We start from the raw sequence: 21,282 nt of genomic DNA, 5'->3' as shown, positions 1-21,282 counted from the left end.
CCTCCCTTGCTTGTATGTCAAAAGCGGGTAAAACGACACACGTGACCGGAATCGGGTTCTCCCGGGGACGGGGACGAGGGAAAAAAGGTAATAGGTGAAATGAAGGCTGGTTCAAAGTTTTTGAACGCAGTATCGGCGGTTGCGCTGTCTGCTAGTGTTGTTGCTTCGGGCGCAGGTGCTTTGACGTTCGTTTCCGCTACGGCCGCCGAGGCCGCGGTCATCCAGCGCATCGATGTGCGTGGCGCAAGCCGCGTCGGCGCGGAAGCCGTCCGGTCGAACCTCACCATCACGCCCGGCAAGAGTTTCTCGAACACTGATATCGATAACTCAGTCAAACAGCTTTACGGCACGGGCTACTTCTCCGATGTGAAGATTTCGGTTTCCGGCAGCACGCTCGTCGTCAACGTCCAGGAAGCTCAGCTCGTCAATCAGGTCGTCTTCAACGGCAACCGCAAGATCAAGGACGACAAGCTCGCGACGATCGTCCAGACGCATGCTGCCGGTCCTTACAGCGACACGCAGATTCAGTCCGACATCCAGGCGATCAAGGATGCCTATGCCGCCACCGGCCGCAGCGAAGTCGAGGTGACGACACAGGTGGTGCCGCTGGGCGAAGGCCGCGTCAACCTTGCTTTCGTCATCAACGAAGGTGACCGCACCAAGATCGATGCGATCAATTTCGTCGGCAACAACGCCTATAGCGCCGGCCGCCTTGCTGCCGTCATCCAGACCAAGCGTTCGAACTTCCTTTCGTTCCTGACCCGCAAGGACGTCTACAACGAAGACAAGCTCCACGCCGACGAAGAAGCGCTGCGCCAGTTCTATTACAATCGCGGCTATGCCGACATGCGCATCGTCTCTTCCGATGCCAGCTTTGACGAGGCAACCAACAAATACACGCTCACCTTCAACATCGAGGAAGGCCAGCGCTACAATTTCGGACCGGTGACCGTGCAGTCGACCGTCGAAGGCGTCGGCTCGGATCAGCTGCTGCCGTTGGTGCGCACGAAAGAAGGCCACCTCTACAGCGCCAAGGAAGTTCAGAAGTCGATCGAAGCGATTTCCGATCAGGTGGCCTCCGCCGGTTACCCCTTTGCGCGCGTCACGCCGCGCGGTAACCGCGACCTCAACAACAACACGATCGGCGTCGAGTATCTCGTCGACCAGGGCGAGCGCGCCTATGTCGAGCGCATCGAGATCCGCGGCAACAGCCGTACGCGCGACTATGTCATCCGCCGCGAATTCGACATGAGCGAAGGCGACGCCTTCAATCAGCAGATGATCACCAAGGCCAAGCGTCGTCTGGAGGCGCTCGGTTACTTCTCTTCCGTCAATATCTCCACGCAGCCGGGCAGCTCCCCGGACCGTGTCGTGGTGGTGGTCGACGTGCAGGATCAGTCGACCGGTTCGTTCGGTGTCGGCGCGGGTTATGCCGCCGGCGGTGACGGTCTGCTGCTCGAAGCATCGATCGAAGAAAAGAACTTCCTTGGCCGCGGTCAGTACATCCGCATCTCGGCCGGCGGTGGTCAGGAAGGCTCGCGCGCCTACGGCGTCAGCTTCACCGAACCCTATTTCCTCGGCTACCGCCTGGCGGCGGGCTTCGACGTCAACCACAGCGAAACGTCGAGCAACGACAATTACGACTACGAGGAAACCAGCGTCGTTCTGCGCGTCACGGCGCCGATCACCGAGGATCTGGCGACGACCTTCCGCTATAACTACAAGCAGATGAAGTACGACGCTGACAACAGCGATCTTTCCGATCTGTCCGCTCCGTATCAGCACCTGGTTGAGGACAGCCCATGGACACGTTCTTCCGTCTCGCAGACGCTGACCTACAACACGCTCGATGACACGGTTCTGCCGCGCGAAGGCATCTACGCTACGGCGACGCAGGAAATTGCCGGCCTCGGGGGCGACTCGCAGTTCTACAAGATCTACGGAAAGGCCCGTTACTACCACCTGCTCGCCGACGATGCCGATATCATCGGTTCGGTTTCGGCTTCGGCGGGTTATGTCGTCGGCTTCGGTGAGCACCTGAACGTCTTCGACCAGTTCACGCTGACAAATGGCGACATTCGCGGTTTCGAGAACAAGGGTATCGGCCCCCGCGTTGCCGGCAACAACGACGATCCGCTGGGCGGTACAACATACTTCACCGCATCGGCTGAAGCGACTTTCCCGATGCCGGGCTTCCCGCGCGACTTCAACCTGCGCGGCGCGGTCTTCGCCGACGCCGGAACCTTGTTTGGCAACGACGTCGACCTGAGGGGCGACGGCATTGAGGGCGAAGATGCCTCGCTGCGCGCTTCCGTCGGTGTCGGTGTCGTTTGGCAGTCTCCTTTCGGTGCATTGCGTCTGGATTACGCAATCCCGGTCCTCAAGGAAGACTTCGACAAGACGCAAAACTTCAAGTTTGGCATTAACAACCAATTCTGATATCGGCAGTCCGGAACTGTAACACTCAATTCCGTTCTGGAGCATTGCCGATGGAGCAAAACGTTTTTTTTCTGCCCCATGAAGGTCTGAGGCTCGCTGAGCTGGCAGAGTATCTTGGGGCGGAACTTGCCAATTCCGATCATGCCAATGTCATCGTCAAGTCCGTCGCCCCCATCAGCCGGGCGCGGGCGGGCGATGTCTGCTATATCCTGTCGCGCCGCAACCGCGAGGAATTTGCGACATGCGAGGCCTCGGCGGTAATCTGCGACAAGGCGCTTGCCGATCTCGTTCCTCCGCATCTCCCGGTTATCTTCTCGTCCAATCCGCATGCTGCCTTCGCAATGGCGGGTGGCTTGTTCTATCCCGCAGCATTGCGTCCTGTCGCTCTTTCGGGTGAAAGCGAGATTGCGCCGAGCGCGGTGATTGATCCGAGCGCCAAACTTGAAAAGGGCGTGATCGTCGAACCGCTGGCCGTTATCGGCCCGCATGCCGAGATCGGGGAGGGAACGCGCATCGGCGCGAACAGCGTCATCGGTCCGAATGTCAAGATCGGGCGGGATTGTTCGATTGCGGCTGGAGCGAGCATTCTCTGTGCGCTGATCGGCAATGGCGTCATCATCCACAACGGCGTTCGGATCGGCCAGGACGGTTTTGGTTATGCACCGGGTCCGCGCGGCATGATCAAGATCGTTCAGATCGGCCGGGTGATCATCCAGGACAATGTCGAGATCGGCGCCAACACGACCATCGACCGCGGTGCCATGGACGACACGGTGATCGGCGAGGGAACCAAGATCGACAATCAGGTCCAGATCGGCCACAACGTCCAGATCGGCCGCCATTGCGCTATCGTTTCGCAGGTCGGCATCGCCGGCAGCACGAAAATCGGCAATGGCGTGCAGATCGGCGGCCAAGCGGGAATCAAAGGGCATGTGACGATCGGCGATGGCGTGCAGATCGCTGCCAAAAGCGGTATCATGACCGACCTTGCCGCGGGCGGACAATATGGCGGTGTACCTGCACGTCCGCTAAAGGACTATCTGAGAGAGGCAGCGCAACAGGTATCGAAATCCAAGTTGCGCGGGAGGAACCCTGGAGGCAAGCAAAATGACTGAGGAAGCCACGACGACGCTTTCTTCGGCTGATATTACCGAGATCATGAAGCTGCTGCCGCATCGCTATCCGTTTCTGATGGTCGACAAGATCATCGAGATCGACGGCGACAACACGGCGATCGGCATTAAGAACGTCACTGTGAACGAACCACATTTCACCGGCCATTTTCCGGAAGCGCCGATTATGCCCGGGGTTTTGCTGATCGAGGGCATGGCGCAGACGGCGGGTGCCATCTGCGCCAAGAAAGAAGGTCAGACCGGGAACCTCGTCTACTTCATGACCATCGAGAATGCGCGCTTCCGCAAGCCGGTCGTGCCCGGCGACCGCGTCGAATTCCATGTCAAGAAGAACAAGCAACGCGGCAATATCTGGAAATTCCATTGCGACGCCAAGGTTGACGGCGCACTTGTCGCCGAAGCTGACATCGGCGCGATGATCGTTCGTAAGGATCAGGCATGAGCAATATCGCCGAAAGCGCCCGTATTCATCCGATGGCTGTCGTCGAAGACGGGGCTACGATCGGTGAGGGCGTCAAAATCGGTCCTTTCTGCCATGTCGGGCCGCATGTCGTCCTGCGTGCGAATGTCGAGCTCTTGGCGCATGCGATCGTCACCGGCCGCACCGTTATCGGCAAGGGCACACGCATCTTCCCAATGGCCGTCGTCGGCGGTGATCCGCAGAGCGTGCACCACGGCGGCGAGGAAACGACGCTGACGGTCGGTGCAAATTGCACAATCCGCGAAGGTGTCACGATGAACACCGGCACGGCCGATTTCGGCGGTGAGACGATCGTTGGTGACAACAACCTTTTCCTTGCCAACTCCCACGTCGCGCATGACTGCCGGGTCGGCAACCATGTGATCATGTCGAACAACGTCATGCTCGCCGGCCATGTCGTTATCGAGGATCGCGTTATCCTGGGCGGCGGCTCGGCGGTTCACCAGTTCACCCGCGTCGGCCGCCACGCCTTCGTCGGCGGCCTGTCGGCGGTGAGTTACGATGTCATTCCCTATGGCATGCTGAACGGTAATCCCGGTCTGCTGGGCGGCCTCAACGTCGTCGGCATGACGCGGGCGGGCATCGACCGCGCCGTCATCCACCGGGTGCGCCGGGCCTACAAGGCGATTTTCGAAGGAACGGGCTCCGTGCGCGAAAACGCCGCCGCGATCCGCGAGGAATATGCCGATTGCGAGCAGGTTGTGCAGATCCTCGACTTCATTGCAGCCGAGAGCGACCGCGCCCTGTCCTCCCCGACGCGGGGGCAGAAGGGCTAGTCCGTGGCTTTAACAGGCGACACCGCTGCGGGCCGGCTGGCGATCATTGCCGGCGGTGGCCTTCTGCCTTCCTATGTCGCCGAAGCCGCGCGCGCGGCAGGCGAAGATCCTGTAATCATCGCGCTGAAGGACGAGAGCGAGCCACGCTGGGAAGGCTATGATCACGCCGTTGTCGGCATCGGCGATTTCGCCGCCCTTGAGGGTCTCTTCATCCGCTATGGCATCGGACGTGTTGTGATGTCGGGGAGCGTGCGCCGCCGGCCGGAATGGCGCGAGGTCCGTCCGACGCTGCGCATTCTGATGAAGGTCCCGGCCGCCATTCGCACACTGCTCTCCGGCGGCGACGACACGGTTCTGCAGATGGTGATCCGGCTGATCGAGGGGAACGGCCGGCGCGTCGTCGGCGCCCACGAGATCGCCCCCGACCTGCTCGTCTCCGTTGGCCCTCTTGGCGCCGCCGCGCCCGGCAAGGAAGATCGGCACGATATCAGCCAGGCCGCCGATGCCGCCGAGACGCTAGGCCGGCTGGATGTCGGGCAGGGTGCAGTCAGCATCGGCGGGCGCGTCGTCGCGCTGGAAGGACTTGAGGGCACAGATGAGATGCTGGACCGTGTCGCCGGCCTCAGGGCCGCCGGACGGATCTCGCCGCGCCGCCGCGGCGTGCTCGTCAAGCTCTGCAAGCCGCAACAGGATATTCGCGCCGACCTGCCGGCGATCGGCGTTGCGACGATCCTGAACGCTGCGAAAGCCGGCCTTGCCGGCATCGCAATCGAAGCCGGTCGCTCACTGGTGCTTGATCGGGCCGCGGTCATCAGCGCCGCCGACGAGGCTCGATTGTTCGTCTGCGGCATCGATCGCGGTCTGCCGGCATGGGGGGTCGAATGAACGGGACGCCGCTGAAGATCGCGGTCATTGCCGGAGAAGTGTCGGGCGATCTGCTCGGGGCCGATCTCATAGCGGGGCTCAAGCGGATTTACAGCGGACCGGTGGAGCTTGTCGGCGTTGGCGGCGAGGGGCTGCAGGCGGAAGGTTTGAAATCCCTGTTCGATTTTTCCGAGCTGTCGATCATGGGCATCACCCAGGTGCTGAGCCGGCTGCCAAGGCTGTTTGCCCTGATCCGTCGCACCACGGCTGAGATCGTCGCTGCAAAGCCGGATATCCTTGTCATTATCGACAGTCCCGATTTCACCCATCGCGTCGCCAAGCGCGTGCGCACCGCGTTGCCCGATCTGCCTGTTGTCAATTATGTCTGTCCGAGCGTCTGGGCCTGGAAGGAATATCGCGCCACGCGCATGCTCGGCTATGTCGATCACGTGCTTGCCGTCCTGCCCTTTGAACCGGCAGCCATGCAGCGCCTCAATGGGCCGGCGACGACATATGTCGGGCATCGTCTGGTCGCCGACCCAGCGCTGCTGGAGACACGTCGCCTGCGCGTGGGAAGGAAGCCAGGCAAGGGCCCGATCCTGCTTCTTCCCGGCTCGCGCTCCTCCGAGATCCAGAAGCTTCTGCCTTATTTCGAGGTCGCCACGAATGAAATCGTCGCCCGTAATGGGCAGACACGCTTCATTCTGCCGACCGTAATGCACAGGCAAGCGCTCGTCCGCGAAATGACGGCGGGATGGGCGGTAAAGCCGGAGATCGTCGTCGGCGCGCAAGCAAAATGGAAAGCCTTTGCCGAGGCCGATGCAGCCATGGCGGCGTCTGGAACCGTCATACTCGAACTCGCACTTGCCGACGTTCCCGTCGTCTCCGCCTATAAGGTCGACTGGATCATGCGCATGCTGACATCGGGCATCAAGACCTGGACCGGCGCGCTGCCGAATCTGATCGCCGATTACCCGGTCGTGCCGGAATATCTGAACGATGTCGTCCGCGGCGCAAGCCTTGCACGCTGGATGGAAAGGCTGTCGGCCGATACCTATCAGCTGAAGGCCATGAAGGAAGGCTACGAGCTCATCTGGCAGCGCATGCAGACGGAAAAGCCGCCAGGTGAACAGGCCGCCGAAATCCTTCTCGACGTTTTGGAAAAGAAAAAACCCGGCCATTCCTGACCGGGTTTCTTTTTGAGCTCTGAAGCGATCAGCGCTTCGAAACCGGGATGTAGTCGCGCTTGGGTTCGCCGACATAGAGCTGGCGCGGACGGCCGATGCGCTGTTCTGGATCCTCGATCATCTCGTTCCACTGCGCGATCCAACCGACGGTGCGGGCAAGGGCGAAGAGCACTGTGAACATGGTGGTGGGGAAGCCCAGCGCCTTCAGCGTGATGCCGGAGTAGAAGTCGATGTTTGGATAGAGCTTCTTCTCGATGAAATATTCGTCGGTGAGCGCGATGCGCTCCAGCTCCATCGCCACTTCCAGCAACGGATCGTCCTTGATACCGAGTTCGCCGAGCACTTCATGCGTCGTCTTCTGCATGATCTTGGCACGCGGATCGTAGTTCTTGTAGACGCGGTGACCGAAGCCCATCAGGCGGAACGGATCGTTTTTGTCCTTGGCGCGGGCGATATATTCCGGAATGTGGTCGACCGTGCCGATTTCCGTCAGCATGTTGAGCGCTGCTTCGTTGGCGCCGCCGTGCGCGGGGCCCCATAGGCAGGCGATGCCGGCGGCGATGCAGGCGAACGGGTTGGCGCCCGATGAACCGGCGAGACGGACGGTCGAGGTCGAGGCGTTCTGTTCGTGATCGGCATGCAGGATGAAGATGCGGTCCATCGCGCGGGCAAGCACCGGATTGACCACATATTCCTCGCAGGGGACGGCAAAGCACATGCGCAGGAAGTTCGACGCATAGTCGAGGTCGTTCTTCGGGTAAACGAAGGGCTGACCGATATGGTATTTATATGCCATGGCGGCAAGCGTTGGCATCTTGGCGATCATGCGCAGGCTGGCGACCATGCGCTGGTGCGGATCGGTGATGTCTGTGGAGTCGTGATAGAAGGCCGACAGTGCGCCGACGCAGCCGCACATGACGGCCATCGGATGTGCATCGCGGCGGAAGCCGGTGAAGAAGCGGCTCATCTGCTCATGCACCATCGTGTGGTGCGTGACGCGATAGTCGAAGTCCTTCTTCTGCGCGGCCGTCGGCAGTTCGCCGTAGAGCAGGAGGTAGCAGACCTCGAGGAAGTCGCCGTGCTCGGCCAGCTGCTCGATCGGATAGCCGCGGTGCAGCAGCACACCTTCGTCACCGTCGATATAGGTGATTTTCGATTCACAGGATGCGGTCGAGGTGAAGCCCGGATCGTAAGTGAAGGAAGCGGTGTTCTTGTAGAGGGCACCGATGTCGATGACGCTCGGGCCGATCGTGCCGCTTTTAACGGCGAGGTCAACCGATTTGTCACCGATTTTTATTGTAGCGCTTTGATCCGTCATGCTGTCCTCCGAAATGTCGGTGGCGCCACAAAAGCGCCATAGGGGTTAAGCGTCCTTTCCGATAGCTATATGATCGTGACGCTAATGCCAAGTTACCGTGACGGCATTTTGTGCATTGCGGCATCACCTTTTAGGCACCGCAGCGATGAGCCGCACGCATAGCGGAAGCCGATGATTCGACTGGCCTTTTGCCGCTTACGATTTTCCCTCGTATTTCAATCGATTATCCTTGCCGGATTTGCTTGAAGGTTGCATTGTTAGCGCCTGGCGGGTGATCTTGGGCGGGGCATGCAGGAAACGACCACAGCCGAATTGCGGCCGCAAGCGGGCGTCGGCCTTGCCGATCCGCCAGATTTTCCTGCGCCTGCGGTGGTGACTCAATCGGTAAGGACACAGTCGCAGACCCCATTGCATCGTCGGCTGCTCGCCACCGCCGGGCAATCGCTGCGTGCCGGGGCCCGCATGCTGGGCGAAGAGGCCGATCATGGCCGCCTGCTGCTGTTCTCGCCGGTCTTCCTCGGAGCCGGCTCGGCATTCTGGTTTCTTGCGGCATCGGATGTTCCCCTCGTTGCATCGCTGCTCTGCCTGCTGGTGTCGGCGGCCGCGGTTTTCCTCACCGATCCCAGCCGACCGGCCTTGCGCGCAAGTTTCATGGCGCTGGCACTTTTCGCCGGCGGCATGCTCTCAGCTCAGTTCGAGAGCTGGCGGGCTTCGACGGTGATCCTCGATTCATCCGTGACGACGACGGTGACTGGCCGCGTCGAACGGCGGGAAGGCGACGGGCGCGGGCGCTGGCGCTACATTCTTGCCGTCGCCGGCACCGAGGCGCCGGAGCTGAAACGGCCGCCGAGACGCATCACCGCGATCGTCCGGGGCGCCGATGCGCCTTCCGAGATCGGCGACATCATTACCGGCAAGGCACGTCTGACGCCGCCGGCGGGCCCCGCACTTCCCGCGCTCAACGACTTCTCCTTCGGTGCCTATTCGACGGCATCGGCGCCAACGGTTTCTTCTATGGTGCGCCGGAGAAACTCGACTTGGAGGCAGGCCCGCAGGCGGTCAGGTCGACGGCGGACGCCCTGCTCGAATGGCTCTACCAACTGCGCAGCAGCATCGGCGACCGCATAAGATCGATCCTGCCCGGTGATACCGGCGCCTTTGCCGCTGCCCTGGTGACGGATGAACGGCGCGCCATATCGCACGCGACGACGGAGGCGCTGCGCCAGTCCGGCCTTGCCCATATCGTCGCGATCTCTGGCCTCAACATGGCGCTGTCGGCTGGCATCTTCTTCGTCGGCTTTCGGATGCTGCTCAGCCTCTTTCCCGGCGTCGCCCAAGCCTATCCGACAAAGAAGATCGCCGCTGCCGGCGCGCTCATCGCCGTCACCGCCTATTACCTGATCTCCGGTTTCGGGGTTTCGGCCGAGCGCGCCTTTATCATGATGGCCATCATGCTGATTGCCGTCTTCTTCGACCGGCCGTCGATCAGCCTGCGCAATGTCGTTCTCTCCGCGCTCATCATCATCGCCATTTCACCTTCGGAAGTATTGGGACCGAGCTTTCAAATGTCCTTTGCCGCCACATTGGCCTTGGTATCGGGCTATCAGTTGTGGAAGGACAGGCGTGTCCGCGAAAACGCTTTTCTGAAACTGCCGATCATCAGGCCGGTGGTTGCCGTCGCCGGTTTCTTCGGCGGCGTCTTCCTGACCTCGCTGATCGGCGGCTTTTCCACCGCATTGTTTTCGATTGAGCATTTTCATCGCCTGAAGGCTTACGGCCTGCCGGCAAACCTTGCGACGATGCCGATTATCTCCTTCATCGTCATGCCGGCCGGATTGTTGGCGATGTTGCTCATGCCTTTCGGTTTGGACGCTCCGCTCTGGAAGGTCGTCGGATTCGGCCTCGATCTGGTGATTGCGGTTGCCAAGACGGTGTCCGGCTGGGGCGGTGATATCGGCATCGGCCGCTTGCCCGGCTGGTATTTCGCAGTGGCGGTGGCAGGCTTTCTGCTGCTGACGCTGCTGCGCACTCGGCTGCGCCACGTCGGCACATCGATCATCGCCATCTCGACGCTCATCGTGCTGCTTCTGCCGGTTCCCCGGCCGCCGGATCTGGTGATTTCGGAGGATGGCAGTCTGGTTGCGGTCGTCGCGGCTGAGGCAATAGCTTCCAACCGTGAAAACCCGCCGGATTTCATATTCGACCAGTGGCAGAGAGCGCTGGTGCTGCCGACACATGATCCGCCGAAGATGCTGGATGGTCCGGCCATTCCGCCGGAAGGAGAAGACCGCCGTGTCAGGCTTTCCCGCGATCAGCAGAACGAAGCGAGTGCAGCGATGCGGGCAGCCGCCGCAGGCGGTGAAGCAAACCGTTTTTCCTGCGTCAAGAAGGCTTGGTGCACATCAAGACTTGGCAATGGCAATATCGTCACCGTCACCGTCATCGACAATGCCGCCTATCTCGGCCCGGCCTGCGATACGGCCGATATCGTCGTGACCTCGGTCCGTCTGCGTTTCAACAGCTGCCGTTCAGGCGGCACGCTTTTCACCGGCGAGACGCTGCGCAGGACCGGTTCGCTCGAATTGCGCTTCGCCGATGCCGGCCTGGAGGTCACCACCGCCTTCGATGCTTTGTCGCGACCATGGATGCGCCATCGCGCCTATGATTGGCGCAATGATCGTTTTACCGATTCCAGCCCATCCGGCGTCAGTGATAGCGACGGATGAGGCCGACGAGCTTGCCCTGCACCTTGACGCGGTCGGGCCCGAAGATGCGGGTCTCATAAGCCGGGTTGGCGGCCTCGAGCGCGATCGAGGCGCCCTTGCGGCGAAAACGCTTCAGCGTTGCTTCCTCGTCATCGACGAGGGCAACGACGATATCGCCGGGACTGGCGGTACTGCCGTTGCGAATGATCACGGTGTCGCCGTCGAAGATGCCGGCGTCGATCATCGAATCGCCTTTGACCTCCAGCGCATAGTGCTCACCGGAGCCGAGCATATCTGCAGGAACGACGATATCGTGGGTGTTGTTCTGGATCGCCGAGATCGGAACGCCGGCGGCGATACGTCCCATGACCGGCACGGAGACGGAGTTGCCATTGTCGGCGACCGGCTTTGGCGCAGCGGGGGCGGCGACCGGCTGGGGCTTGCCGAGGCTGCCCTCGATGACGCTCGGCGAAAAGCCGCGACGCTGAAGACTGGGGTTATAGGCCTCCGGAAGCTTGATCACCTCGATCGCCCGGGCGCGGTTCGGTAGGCGGCGAATGAAGCCGCGTTCCTCAAGCGCCGTGATCAGGCGGTGAATGCCGGATTTCGAGGCGAGATCCAGGGCATCCTTCATTTCGTCGAAAGAGGGAGGAACGCCGGATTCCTTCATGCGCTCATGAATGAAAAGGAGAAGCTCCTGTTGTTTGCGCGTGAGCATCGACGTCAGACCCCGTGATTGAAACAAATCCAGAACGGACACTATATGTTCCATATGTGTTCCGCAAGTAGCTAAATTTCCGTAAAAGTTCACGTCAACTCGCGGAGATTTTTATTTTCATTTGCTGGATTGGCGCACATGTCTTGCATTGAGGGAGGTGCTGTCGCACATCTCTTGCCGGTTTCAGGAGGGATATTCATGAACGCGCATTCCGCCAGGTCGCACCCGCTGGATCATGTCGTGCTGCCCGTGGTCAATATCGATCTGGCGCGTGAGAGGCTCGGCAAGCTCGGTTTCACCGTCGCCGCCGATGCGCGCCATCCCTTCGGAACGGAGAATGCCTGCGTCTTTTTCGCCGACAAGACCTATCTGGAGCCGCTTGGCGTGGCGAGTGTCGACGAGAGCGAAGCAGCGGCCCGCCAGGGCAACGTCTTCATCGCCCGCAATCGCGCCTTCCGTTTCCGCTGCGGCGAGGAGGGACTTTCTGCGCTGGCCTTCCTCAGCGAGGATGCCGACCTCGATCATAAGCGCTTCGTCAGCAACGGCGCGAGCGCCGGTGAGATGTTGCAGTTCAGCCGGCCGATGCGGATGCGGGACGGTTCGGAGAGCGTCGGCAGCTTTAAGCTGGCCTTTGCAGCTGATTTGCGCGCCCCCGATTTCTTTCTCTTTACTTGCCAGCGCATCACTTCGTTCCCTACAGATCGCGCCGCGCTGGAGACGCACGCCAATGGCGTGATCGGCATTGCCGAGATCGCACTTTGTGCACCGGACCCGGCGGCATTCGCCGCCTTCGTCGGGCTCGCGATTGGGCAGGCGGCGGTGGAGAAAACCGGTTTCGGCATGAATATCGCGGCATCGAATGCAAAGATCAGCTTGATGACGCCGGAAGGGCTGGAGGCCTATTTCGAGACCGCTGTCTCATCAGCCGATCGCGGCCTGCGGGGGCGGGCAATCCTCTTCAACGTCATCGATCTTGCCGTGACAGAAGCGCATTTGGGTGCTAACGGGATCACATTCACACGCAAGAACAATCGCATTCTGGTGAAGCCCACGCCCGGGCAGGGTGCGCTCTTCGCCTTCGAGGAAACACGATGAGCACCGACACGAATTCCGAAGTCAGGATCGGCGAAGGCGAAGGCCAGGTCGCTTTTTCCAATACTGGCCGCTTGTCGCTGATCGCCGGTCCATGCCAGATGGAGAGCCGGGATCACGCCTTCATGGTCGCCGGCACGCTGAAGGAGCTTTGCGGCAAGCTCGGCATTGGCCTCGTCTACAAGAGCTCCTTCGACAAGGCGAACCGTACCTCGCTCTCGGCTGAACGCGGCATCGGCCTGGAAAAGGGCATGGAGGTCTTTGCCGACCTCAAGAAGGAATTCGGCGTTCCCGTCATAACCGACGTCCATACGGCCGAGCAATGCGCCGAGGTGGCCAAGGTGGTTGATGTCCTGCAGATCCCGGCCTTCCTCTGCCGTCAGACCGACCTTCTGATCGCCGCCGCTAGGACCGGCCGCGCCGTCAATGTCAAGAAGGGCCAGTTCCTCGCCCCTTGGGATATGAAGAACGTTCTGAAGAAGCTCAACGCCAGCGGCAATCCGAATGTGCTCTTGTGCGAGCGCGGTGCCTCCTTCGGTTACAATACGCTGGTTTCCGACATGCGTTCGCTGCCGATCATGGCGGCGATGGGGGCTCCCGTCATTTTTGACGCCACCCATTCCGTGGCGCAGCCGGGCGGGCAGGGCGATTCCTCCGGCGGCCAGCGCGAGTTCGTGGAAACGCTGGCGCGCGCGGCAGTGGCGACGGGAATTGCCGGCGTCTTCGTCGAAACCCATCAGGATCCCGACAATGCACCGTCCGACGGGCCGAACATGGTCTATCTCAAGGACATGCCGCGACTGCTCGAGAAGTTGCTTGCCTTCGATGCGATCGCCAAGGCCTAACGTTCAACAGGCTGACATGATCGTGGTCTAGGCCACGATGCCATACACCTTCGAAGGCGGGAAATTGCGCCATTGTAATTTGCACGCCTTCGATTATGACAGGCTTCGAACGACTTATCACCCACCGAGCAGGAAGAACCCATGACTGCAATCACCGATATCATCGCCCGCGAGATCCTCGATAGCCGTGGCAACCCCACCGTCGAAGTCGACGTCTATCTCGAAGACGGCAGCATGGGCCGCGCGGCCGTTCCCTCGGGCGCCTCGACGGGCGCACATGAGGCGGTCGAGCTGCGCGACGGCGGCAAGCGCTATCTCGGCAAGGGCGTCGAAAAGGCGGTCGAGGCCGCCAACACCGAGATCTTCGACGCGATCGGCGGCATCGACGCCGAAAATCAGATCCAGATCGACAACATCATGATCGAGCTCGATGGCACGCCGAACAAGTCGCGCCTCGGCGCCAACGCCATCCTTGGCGTCTCGCTCGCCGTCGCCAAAGCTGCGGCCCAGGCATCCGGCCTGCCGCTTTACCGTTACGTCGGCGGCGCTTCCGCCAGCCTCCTGCCGGTGCCGATGATGAACATCATCAACGGCGGCGCTCATGCCGACAACCCGATCGACTTCCAGGAATTCATGATCCTGCCGGTCGGCGCCGATTCGATCGCCGACGCCGTGCGCATGGGTTCGGAAGTCTTCCATACGCTCCGCAAGGAGCTTGCCGCGCAGGGCCACAACACCAATGTCGGTGACGAAGGCGGCTTCGCTCCCGGCCTGAAGAGTGCGCCCGAAGCCCTCGACTTCATCATGAAGTCGATCGAGAAAGCAGGCTACAAGCCGGGCGACGACATGTGCCTCGGCCTCGACTGCGCCTCGACGGAATTCTTCAAGGACGGCAAGTATGTTCTGGAGGGCGAAGGCCGCACGCTCGAGTCGGGCGCCATGGCCGAATATCTGGCCGAGCTCGCCGGCAAATACCCGATCATCTCGATCGAAGACGGCATGGCCGAAGACGACTGGGAGGGCTGGAAGGCGCTGACCGATCTGATCGGCAAGAAGACTCAGCTCGTCGGCGACGATCTCTTCGTCACCAACTCGGCCCGCCTTCGCGACGGCATCCGCATGGGCGTCGCCAACTCGATCCTCGTCAAGGTCAACCAGATCGGCTCGCTGACGGAAACGCTTGATGCCGTTAACACGGCGCATAAGGCAGCCTATACAGCCGTCATGTCGCACCGCTCCGGAGAAACGGAAGATTCGACCATTGCCGATCTCGCCGTCGCCACCAACTGCGGCCAGATCAAGACCGGCTCACTGTCGCGTTCTGACCGTCTCGCCAAGTACAATCAGCTGATCCGCATCGAGGAGGGCCTGGGCCCCCAGGCCCAATATGCCGGCCGCTCGATCATCAAAGGCTGATCCGATCTGATTTGCAATGCTCGACCCGCGCCTCACCGGCGCGGGTTTTTTCTTGCCGGCGGTTACGGTCAATGAACGGTTAATCTCTGCGCGTTATGCTGAACGAATTGGTAATGCGTTCAAGAGCATGCGTGTATGTGGACAAAGCATCATAAGAAGAGAAAGCTCGGCCGCTTCGTCATCCCGGCTATGACGGTCGCCTTCCTTTCCTATTTCGGTTATCATTGCATCCATGGCGATTATGGCCTGCGGGCGACGGAGACGTTCGAGCGTCAGCGCGTCGCGCGCGAAAGAGAGCTTGCCGTCCTGAAGGCGAAGCGCGAACATCTGGAAAGCCAGGTGGCGCTGCTGAGTGACGGCTCGCTCGACAAGGACATGTTGGACGAAAAGGCGCGATATCAGCTGAATATGTCGCGTGCGGACGAGATCGTCATATTCAAACATTATTCCAATTAACCGAAATCAGGTTAATTGGAATTTCTGATTTATTTCCAATAACTTAGCGTCGAATACGAGCCATGCAATTATGGCATTGCTGTGGTCATATTTCTTCCCTATGGTACGCGCCACCGAGAAACGACAAACCCATAGGGAGGGTTGAATGGCGCCGCGAAAGACCGCGACCGTTTCCAGCCGCAAAACTGCAGCAAAACCAGCAGCCAAAGCATCGAATGGAGGCCCGGTGGCCGACTTCGATCGGGATGAGGAACTCAAGGCCTATCGCGAGATGCTACTGATCCGCCGCTTCGAGGAGAAGGCCGGTCAGCTTTACGGCATGGGCTTCATCGGCGGCTTTTGCCATCTCTATATCGGTCAGGAAGCTGTCGTCGTCGGCATGCAGATGGCGCAGAAGGAAGGCGATCAGGTCATCACCGCCTATCGCGACCACGGCCACATGCTGGCAACCGGCATGGAGGCGCGCGGGGTCATGGCGGAACTGACCGGGCGCCGTAGCGGCTATTCCCACGGGAAGGGCGGCTCGATGCACATGTTCTCGAAAGAGAAGCATTTCTACGGCGGTCACGGCATCGTCGGCGCCCAGGTTTCGCTCGGAACCGGCCTTGCCTTTGCAAACCACTACCGCGGCAACGGCAATGTCGCCATCGCCTATTTCGGCGACGGCGCTGCCAACCAGGGCCAGGTCTACGAGAGCTTCAACATGGCGGCTCTCTGGAAGCTGCCGATCGTCTATATCGTCGAAAATAACCGCTACGCCATGGGCACCTCGACCGCCCGTGCCACCGCTCAGTCGAATTACTCGCTACGCGGCTCCGGCTTCGGCATTCCCGGCATTCAGGTCGACGGCATGGACGTTCGCGCCGTCAAGGCGGCGGCCGACGAGGCGCTCGAACATTGCCGCTCCGGCAAGGGCCCGATCATTCTCGAAATGCTGACCTATCGTTATCGCGGCCACTCCATGTCCGATCCGGCGAAATATCGCACAAAGGAAGAAGTGCAGAAGATGCGCTCCGAACAGGATCCGATCGAGCAGGTAAAGGCACGCCTCATCGAAAAGGGCTGGGCTTCCGAAGACGACCTGAAGGCGGTCGACAAGGATGTTCGCGACATCGTCGCCGACAGCGCCGACTTCGCACAGGCCGATCCGGAGCCGGATGCATCCGAGCTCTACACCGACATTCTGCTCTAATCGGGGAGGGAACCCATGCCTATCGATATCCTCATGCCCGCCCTCTCTCCGACGATGGAAGAAGGCACGCTGTCCAAATGGCTGAAGCAGGAAGGTGACAAGGTCACTTCTGGCGACGTCATCGCCGAAATCGAAACCGACAAGGCGACGATGGAAGTCGAAGCGGTCGACGAAGGCGTCATCGGCAAGCTGCTGGTCGACGCCGGCACCGAAGGCGTCAAGGTCAACACCAAGATCGCCGTGCTGCTGCAAGATGGCGAATCCGCTTCGGACATTTCAGCCGCCAAGCCGGCCGCCGCTCCGCAGGTGGCTCAGGAAGAGAAGCCGACCAACACCGGTTCTGCTTCCGCGCCGCTTCCGGCCGAGCCGAAGGCCGTCGTTCCGAACGACCCCGAAATCCCGGCCGGCACCGAAATGGTTTCGATGACCGTGCGCGAAGCACTGCGCGACGCCATGGCCGAAGAAATGCGCGCCAGCGACGACGTCTTCGTCATGGGTGAGGAAGTCGCCGAATATCAGGGCGCCTACAAGGTCACGCAGGGCCTGCTGCAGGAATTCGGCCCCCGCCGCGTCATCGATACGCCGATCACCGAGCACGGCTTTGCCGGCGTCGGCGTCGGTGCCGCCATGGCCGGTCTCCGCCCCATCGTTGAATTCATGACCTTCAATTTCGCCATGCAGGCGATCGACCATATCATCAACTCGGCCGCTAAGACGCTGTATATGTCCGGCGGCCAGATGGGCGCTCCGATCGTCTTCCGCGGCCCGAACGGTGCCGCCGCCCGCGTCGGCGCCCAGCACAGCCAGGACTATGCCGCCTGGTACAGCGCCATCCCCGGCCTCAAGGTGATCATGCCTTACACGGCATCCGACGCCAAGGGTCTGCTGAAGGCGGCGATTCGCGATCCGAACCCGATCATCTTCCTCGAAAACGAAATTCTCTACGGCCAGCACTTCGAAGTGCCGAAGCTCGATAATTTCGTCCTGCCGATCGGCAAGGCGCGGATCCATCGCCAGGGCAAGGACGTCACCGTCGTCTCCTTCGGCATCGGTATGACCTATGCGACGAAGGCGGCCGCCGAACTCGAACAGCTCGGCATCGACGTTGAGCTGATCGACCTTCGCACCATCCGCCCGATGGATCTGCCGACGGTTATCGAATCTGTGAAGAAAACCGGCCGCCTCGTCACCGTCGAGGAAGGTTATCCGCAATCCTCCGTCGGCACCGAAATCGCCACCCGCGTCATGCAGCAGGCCTTCGACTATCTCGATGCGCCGATCCTGACGATCGCAGGCAAGGACGTTCCGATGCCTTACGCCGCCAATCTCGAAAAGCTGGCGCTTCCGAACGTCGGCGAAGTGGTCGATGCGGTGAAGGCTGTTTGCTACAAATAAGGGGAGGGTATTTCGATGCCGATCAATATCACGATGCCCGCCCTCTCTCCGACCATGGAAGAAGGCAATCTTTCCAAGTGGCTGGTCAAGGAAGGCGACACGGTCAAGTCTGGCGATGTGATCGCCGAGATCGAGACTGACAAGGCGACGATGGAAGTCGAAGCCGTGGATGAAGGCACGGTTGCCAAGCTGGTCGTCCCGGCCGGCACCGAAGGCGTCAAGGTCAATGCGCTGATCGCCGTTCTCGCCGCCGATGGCGAAGATGTTGCCGCTGCCGCAAGTGGTGCAGGTTCCGCCGCCCCGGCCAAGGCTGACGCCGCACCTGCGCCGAAGGCCGACGCTGCGCCGGCGAAGGCTGAGGCAGCTCCGGCCACGGCACCGGCGCCTGCCGCTGCACCCGCAGCCGTTTCATCAGGTGGCAACCGCACCTTCTCTTCGCCGCTCGCCCGCCGGCTGGCCAAGGAAGCTGGTATCGACTTGTCGGCCGTCGCCGGTTCCGGTCCGCATGGCCGCGTGATCAAGAGCGATATCGAAGCTGCCGTTGCCGGTGGTGGCGCCAAGGCTGCTGCCGCTCCCGCCGCTGCTGCTCCTCAGGCTGCAGCCGCGCCGGCTCCGGCCGCCGCGCCGAAGGGTGCCTCCGAGGAAGCCGTGCTCAAGCTCTTCGAGCCGGGCTCCTACGAGCTCGTGCCGCATGACGGCATGCGCAAGACGATCGCCCGGCGGCTGGTCGAATCCAAGCAGACGATCCCGCATTTCTACGTCAGCGTCGATTGCGAGCTCGACGCCCTGATGGCGCTGCGCGCCCAGCTGAATGATGCGGCGCCGCGCAAGGACAACGCTCCGGCCTACAAGCTCTCGGTCAACGACATGGTCATCAAGGCCATGGCGCTGGCGCTGCGCGACGTTCCGGACGCCAATGTGTCGTGGACCGACAATAACATGATCAAGCACAAGCACGCCGACGTCGGCGTCGCCGTGTCGATCCCGGGCGGCCTGATCACGCCGATCATTCGCAAGGCCGAGCAGAAGACACTGTCTGTCATCTCCAACGAGATGCGCGATCTCGGCAAGCGGGCCAAGGACCGCAAGCTGAAGCCCGAGGAATATCAGGGCGGCACCAGTTCGGTGTCGAACATGGGCATGATGGGCGTGAAGAACTTCGCCGCCGTCGTCAACCCGCCGCATGCGACGATCCTCGCGGTCGGCGCCGGCGAGCAGCGGGTGATCGTCAAGAACGGCGAAATGGCGATCGCCACCGTGATGTCGGTGACGCTGTCGACCGACCATCGCTGCGTCGACGGCGCGCTCGGCGCCGAGCTGCTCCAGGCCTTCAAGGGCTATATCGAAAACCCAATGGGCTTGCTTGTCTGATAGCGAACCGGAGGCGGAAATGACCAAGACCGTTCTTTGCTATGGTGACTCGCTGACCTGGGGTCATGACCCTGAGAGTATCGGCCGTCATGAGTACAAGAACCGTTGGCCGAGCGTGCTTCAGGCAGCGCTCGGCAGCGAGGCGCGCGTCATTGCTGAGGGCCTGAACGGTCGCACGACCGCTTTCGACGACCATCTTGCCGATTGCGATCGCAATGGTGCGCGCGTCCTGCCGACGATCCTGCAGACGCATGCGCCGCTCGACCTCGTCATCCTGCTGCTCGGCACCAACGACATGAAGCCTGTTGTGGCTGGCTCCGCCTTTGCCGCCTGCCAGGGCATCAGCCGGCTTGTGCGACTGATCCGCAATCACGCCTGGCCCTTTGAATTCGACGGGCCGGAGATCTTGATCGTAGCGCCGCCGGCGATCTGCGCGACCGGCAATGTGCCCTTCGCCGCATCCTTTCCCGGCGGCATCGAGGAATCGGCGAAGCTCGCAACGCTCTATCGCGACCTTGCCGACGAGCTTGGTTGTGGCTTTTTCGATGGCAATTCTGTCGCCAAGACCACGCCGATCGACGGCATTCACCTCGATGCGGAAAACACGCGGGCGCTCGGGCGCGGGCTGGAATCGATCGTGCGGATGATGCTGGGGATCTGAAAAACTGGTTCACCGGCAGTCTCGGCGCGTTTACCGCCATATGCGCGGCATCGGCCTCGGACGCAGGCTGCCGGACATCCGAAAGGGCTGGTCGCCGCCAGTCAGGCTGGTCGCAGCAAGCGATAATGAGGCGGCTTTGTCGCTTAAGTAAGAAACGGATTCTCGGAGGGCTGCCCGCGCTGATGCCGTGCCGCTCTTCGGAAACAGCAATAGGCACGCGTGGGTGCTCATGACCCGCAGCGCAGCATAGCAAAGGCAGGAAACACATGGCTGAATCCTACGACGTCATCATCATCGGCTCCGGTCCCGGCGGCTATGTCGCCGCCATTCGCGCGGCCCAGCTCGGGCTTAAGACGGCGATCGTCGAGCGCGAACATATGGGCGGCATCTGCCTGAACTGGGGCTGCATACCGACGAAGGCGCTGTTGCGTTCGGCCGAGGTGCTCGATCATGCCAATCACTTCAAGGATTTCGGCCTCGTTCTTGAAGGCACGGTGAAGCCGGATGCCAAGGCCGTCGTCGGCCGCTCGCGCGCTGTTTCCGCCCGTCTCAACGCCGGCGTCGGTTTCCTGATGAAGAAGAACAAGATCGACATCATCTGGGGCGAAGGCAAGCTGACAAAGCCCGGCGAGATCGTCGTCGGCAAGTCGTCGAAACCGGTGGTTGAGCCGCAGCACCCGCTGCCGAAAAACGTCAAGGGCGAAGGCACCTATACCGCCAAGCACATCATCATCGCGACCGGCGCCCGTCCGCGCGCGCTGCCCGGCATCGAGCCCGACGGCAAGCTGGTCTGGACCTATTTCGAGGCGCTGAAGCCGGATGCGCTGCCGAAGTCGCTGATCGTCATGGGCTCGGGTGCGATTGGCATCGAATTCGCAAGCTTCTATCGCTCGATGGGCGTCGACGTCACGGTGGTGGAAGTGATGCCGACCATCATGCCGGTCGAGGATGCCGAAATCACCGCCATCGCCCGCAAGCAGCTGGAAAAGCGCGGCCTCAAGATCTTCACCAGCGCCAAGGTGACCAAGGTCGAGAAGGCGGCAAACAGCATCACCGCCCATGTCGAGACTGCAGACGGCAAGGTCCAGCAGATCACCGCCGACCGGATGATTTCGGCTGTCGGCGTTCAGGGCAATATCGAAAACCTCGGCCTGGAGGCGCTCGGCATCAAGACCGACCGCGGCTGCGTCGTCGCCGACGGTTACGGCAAGACCAATGTCGCGGGCATCTATG

The 21,282-nt window shown here is 61.3% G+C and carries 18 protein-coding genes and 2 pseudogenes; 17 read left to right on the top strand and 3 right to left on the bottom strand.

The window, feature by feature from the left end; genetic code table 11:
- Nucleotides 1-99: 99 nt before the first annotated feature.
- Genes bamA through lpxB form a run of 6 tightly spaced genes read left to right on the top strand, consistent with a single transcriptional unit; the run spans nucleotide 100 to nucleotide 6,880 of the window.
- Nucleotides 100-2,439, top strand: a complete 2,340-nt coding sequence (gene bamA / locus PH551_RS14475; protein WP_085778051.1) for an outer membrane protein assembly factor BamA — start codon at nucleotides 100-102, stop codon at nucleotides 2,437-2,439.
- A 50-nt stretch (nucleotides 2,440-2,489) separates the two neighbouring features.
- Nucleotides 2,490-3,554 carry a UDP-3-O-(3-hydroxymyristoyl)glucosamine N-acyltransferase gene (gene lpxD / locus PH551_RS14470; RefSeq protein ID WP_285193509.1) on the top strand — a complete coding sequence of 355 codons (1,065 nt, stop codon included), beginning with the start codon at nucleotides 2,490-2,492 and terminating at the stop codon, nucleotides 3,552-3,554.
- Nucleotides 3,547-4,014 (top strand): 3-hydroxyacyl-ACP dehydratase FabZ, encoded by a 468-nt coding sequence (fabZ, locus tag PH551_RS14465; RefSeq protein WP_011425200.1) that lies wholly within the window; start codon nucleotides 3,547-3,549, stop codon nucleotides 4,012-4,014. The genes lpxD and fabZ overlap by 8 nt, the downstream gene beginning before the upstream one ends.
- Nucleotides 4,011-4,829 (top strand): acyl-ACP--UDP-N-acetylglucosamine O-acyltransferase, encoded by an 819-nt coding sequence (gene lpxA, locus PH551_RS14460; protein WP_285193508.1) that lies wholly within the window; start codon nucleotides 4,011-4,013, stop codon nucleotides 4,827-4,829. Before fabZ ends, lpxA begins: the two co-directional genes overlap by 4 nt.
- Nucleotides 4,830-4,832: 3 nt before the next feature.
- Nucleotides 4,833-5,714 (top strand): LpxI family protein, encoded by an 882-nt coding sequence (locus tag PH551_RS14455; RefSeq protein WP_285193506.1) that lies wholly within the window; start codon nucleotides 4,833-4,835, stop codon nucleotides 5,712-5,714.
- A complete protein-coding gene (gene lpxB, locus PH551_RS14450; RefSeq protein WP_285193505.1) occupies nucleotides 5,711-6,880 on the top strand; it encodes a lipid-A-disaccharide synthase in 1,170 nt (389 codons plus the stop codon). The genes PH551_RS14455 and lpxB overlap by 4 nt, the downstream gene beginning before the upstream one ends.
- Before the next feature lie 28 nt (nucleotides 6,881-6,908).
- Here the strand turns inward: lpxB and gltA are convergent, their stop codons facing one another.
- Together gltA and PH551_RS14440 are read right to left on the bottom strand one after the other, a co-directional pair.
- On the bottom strand, nucleotides 6,909-8,198 hold the full coding sequence (gene gltA, locus PH551_RS14445; protein WP_004678636.1) for a citrate synthase: 1,290 nt from the start codon (nucleotides 8,196-8,198) through the stop codon (nucleotides 6,909-6,911).
- A gap of 195 nt (nucleotides 8,199-8,393) precedes the next feature.
- A complete protein-coding gene (locus PH551_RS14440) occupies nucleotides 8,394-8,684 on the bottom strand; it encodes a hypothetical protein (protein WP_285193504.1) in 291 nt (96 codons plus the stop codon).
- On the opposite strand from PH551_RS14440, the pseudogene PH551_RS14435 reads away from it, so the two are divergent.
- Nucleotides 8,661-10,924, top strand: a pseudogene (locus PH551_RS14435) (ComEC/Rec2 family competence protein). The gene PH551_RS14440 and the pseudogene PH551_RS14435 sit on opposite strands and share 24 nt — an antisense overlap.
- Here PH551_RS14435 and lexA read toward each other — a convergent pair.
- On the bottom strand, nucleotides 10,905-11,621 hold the full coding sequence (lexA, locus tag PH551_RS14430; RefSeq protein ID WP_285193503.1) for a transcriptional repressor LexA: 717 nt from the start codon (nucleotides 11,619-11,621) through the stop codon (nucleotides 10,905-10,907). The pseudogene PH551_RS14435 and the gene lexA sit on opposite strands and share 20 nt — an antisense overlap.
- Nucleotides 11,622-11,819: 198 nt before the next feature.
- On the opposite strand from lexA, the gene PH551_RS14425 reads away from it, so the two are divergent.
- The 10 genes and pseudogenes from PH551_RS14425 to PH551_RS14385 all read left to right on the top strand — a co-directional run.
- On the top strand, nucleotides 11,820-12,716 hold the full coding sequence (locus tag PH551_RS14425) for a VOC family protein (protein ID WP_285193502.1): 897 nt from the start codon (nucleotides 11,820-11,822) through the stop codon (nucleotides 12,714-12,716).
- A complete protein-coding gene (kdsA, locus tag PH551_RS14420) occupies nucleotides 12,713-13,558 on the top strand; it encodes a 3-deoxy-8-phosphooctulonate synthase (RefSeq protein WP_285193501.1) in 846 nt (281 codons plus the stop codon). Before PH551_RS14425 ends, kdsA begins: the two co-directional genes overlap by 4 nt.
- A 141-nt stretch (nucleotides 13,559-13,699) precedes the next feature.
- On the top strand, nucleotides 13,700-14,974 hold the full coding sequence (gene eno, locus PH551_RS14415; protein WP_097598589.1) for a phosphopyruvate hydratase: 1,275 nt from the start codon (nucleotides 13,700-13,702) through the stop codon (nucleotides 14,972-14,974).
- A 135-nt stretch (nucleotides 14,975-15,109) separates the two neighbouring features.
- Entirely contained in the window at nucleotides 15,110-15,430 is a 321-nt protein-coding gene (locus PH551_RS14410; protein WP_085778060.1) for an FtsB family cell division protein, read from the top strand.
- A 145-nt stretch (nucleotides 15,431-15,575) separates the two neighbouring features.
- Nucleotides 15,576-16,622 (top strand): pyruvate dehydrogenase (acetyl-transferring) E1 component subunit alpha, encoded by a 1,047-nt coding sequence (gene pdhA / locus PH551_RS14405; RefSeq protein WP_285193500.1) that lies wholly within the window; start codon nucleotides 15,576-15,578, stop codon nucleotides 16,620-16,622.
- A 15-nt stretch (nucleotides 16,623-16,637) separates the two neighbouring features.
- On the top strand, nucleotides 16,638-18,017 hold the full coding sequence (locus PH551_RS14400; protein ID WP_285193499.1) for a pyruvate dehydrogenase complex E1 component subunit beta: 1,380 nt from the start codon (nucleotides 16,638-16,640) through the stop codon (nucleotides 18,015-18,017).
- A gap of 15 nt (nucleotides 18,018-18,032) precedes the next feature.
- Entirely contained in the window at nucleotides 18,033-19,388 is a 1,356-nt protein-coding gene (locus PH551_RS14395) for a pyruvate dehydrogenase complex dihydrolipoamide acetyltransferase (RefSeq protein ID WP_285193498.1), read from the top strand.
- A gap of 19 nt (nucleotides 19,389-19,407) precedes the next feature.
- On the top strand, nucleotides 19,408-20,049 hold the full coding sequence (locus PH551_RS14390) for an SGNH/GDSL hydrolase family protein (RefSeq protein WP_285193497.1): 642 nt from the start codon (nucleotides 19,408-19,410) through the stop codon (nucleotides 20,047-20,049).
- Between the two features lie 2 nt (nucleotides 20,050-20,051).
- Nucleotides 20,052-20,299, top strand: a pseudogene (locus PH551_RS32915) (GNAT family N-acetyltransferase); the annotation flags it as partial.
- Between the two features lie 16 nt (nucleotides 20,300-20,315).
- A partial coding sequence (locus tag PH551_RS14385; RefSeq protein WP_285193496.1) for a dihydrolipoyl dehydrogenase occupies nucleotides 20,316-21,282 on the top strand: 967 nt, incomplete at its 3' end.

The organism is Rhizobium atlanticum (assembly GCF_030182485.1).
GTDB lineage: Bacteria > Pseudomonadota > Alphaproteobacteria > Rhizobiales > Rhizobiaceae > Rhizobium.
Note: the sequence above shows the minus strand (reverse complement) of the source record. Positions and strands in the feature narration are given on the sequence as shown.

Coding starts and splice junctions, on each gene's coding strand:
- PH551_RS14425 (WP_285193502.1), top strand. CDS start 11,820: ATGAACGCGCATTCCGCCAGGTCGCACCCGCTGGATCATGTCGTGCTG.
- bamA (WP_085778051.1), top strand. CDS start 100: ATGAAGGCTGGTTCAAAGTTTTTGAACGCAGTATCGGCGGTTGCGCTG.
- PH551_RS14390 (WP_285193497.1), top strand. CDS start 19,408: ATGACCAAGACCGTTCTTTGCTATGGTGACTCGCTGACCTGGGGTCAT.
- PH551_RS14400 (WP_285193499.1), top strand. CDS start 16,638: ATGCCTATCGATATCCTCATGCCCGCCCTCTCTCCGACGATGGAAGAA.
- fabZ (WP_011425200.1), top strand. CDS start 3,547: ATGACTGAGGAAGCCACGACGACGCTTTCTTCGGCTGATATTACCGAG.
- PH551_RS14395 (WP_285193498.1), top strand. CDS start 18,033: ATGCCGATCAATATCACGATGCCCGCCCTCTCTCCGACCATGGAAGAA.
- pdhA (WP_285193500.1), top strand. CDS start 15,576: ATGGCGCCGCGAAAGACCGCGACCGTTTCCAGCCGCAAAACTGCAGCA.
- lpxB (WP_285193505.1), top strand. CDS start 5,711: ATGAACGGGACGCCGCTGAAGATCGCGGTCATTGCCGGAGAAGTGTCG.
- lpxA (WP_285193508.1), top strand. CDS start 4,011: ATGAGCAATATCGCCGAAAGCGCCCGTATTCATCCGATGGCTGTCGTC.
- gltA (WP_004678636.1), bottom strand. CDS start 8,198: ATGACGGATCAAAGCGCTACAATAAAAATCGGTGACAAATCGGTTGAC.
- lexA (WP_285193503.1), bottom strand. CDS start 11,621: ATGCTCACGCGCAAACAACAGGAGCTTCTCCTTTTCATTCATGAGCGC.
- PH551_RS14410 (WP_085778060.1), top strand. CDS start 15,110: ATGTGGACAAAGCATCATAAGAAGAGAAAGCTCGGCCGCTTCGTCATC.
- eno (WP_097598589.1), top strand. CDS start 13,700: ATGACTGCAATCACCGATATCATCGCCCGCGAGATCCTCGATAGCCGT.
- kdsA (WP_285193501.1), top strand. CDS start 12,713: ATGAGCACCGACACGAATTCCGAAGTCAGGATCGGCGAAGGCGAAGGC.
- lpxD (WP_285193509.1), top strand. CDS start 2,490: ATGGAGCAAAACGTTTTTTTTCTGCCCCATGAAGGTCTGAGGCTCGCT.
- PH551_RS14440 (WP_285193504.1), bottom strand. CDS start 8,684: ATGATCGGCCTCTTCGCCCAGCATGCGGGCCCCGGCACGCAGCGATTG.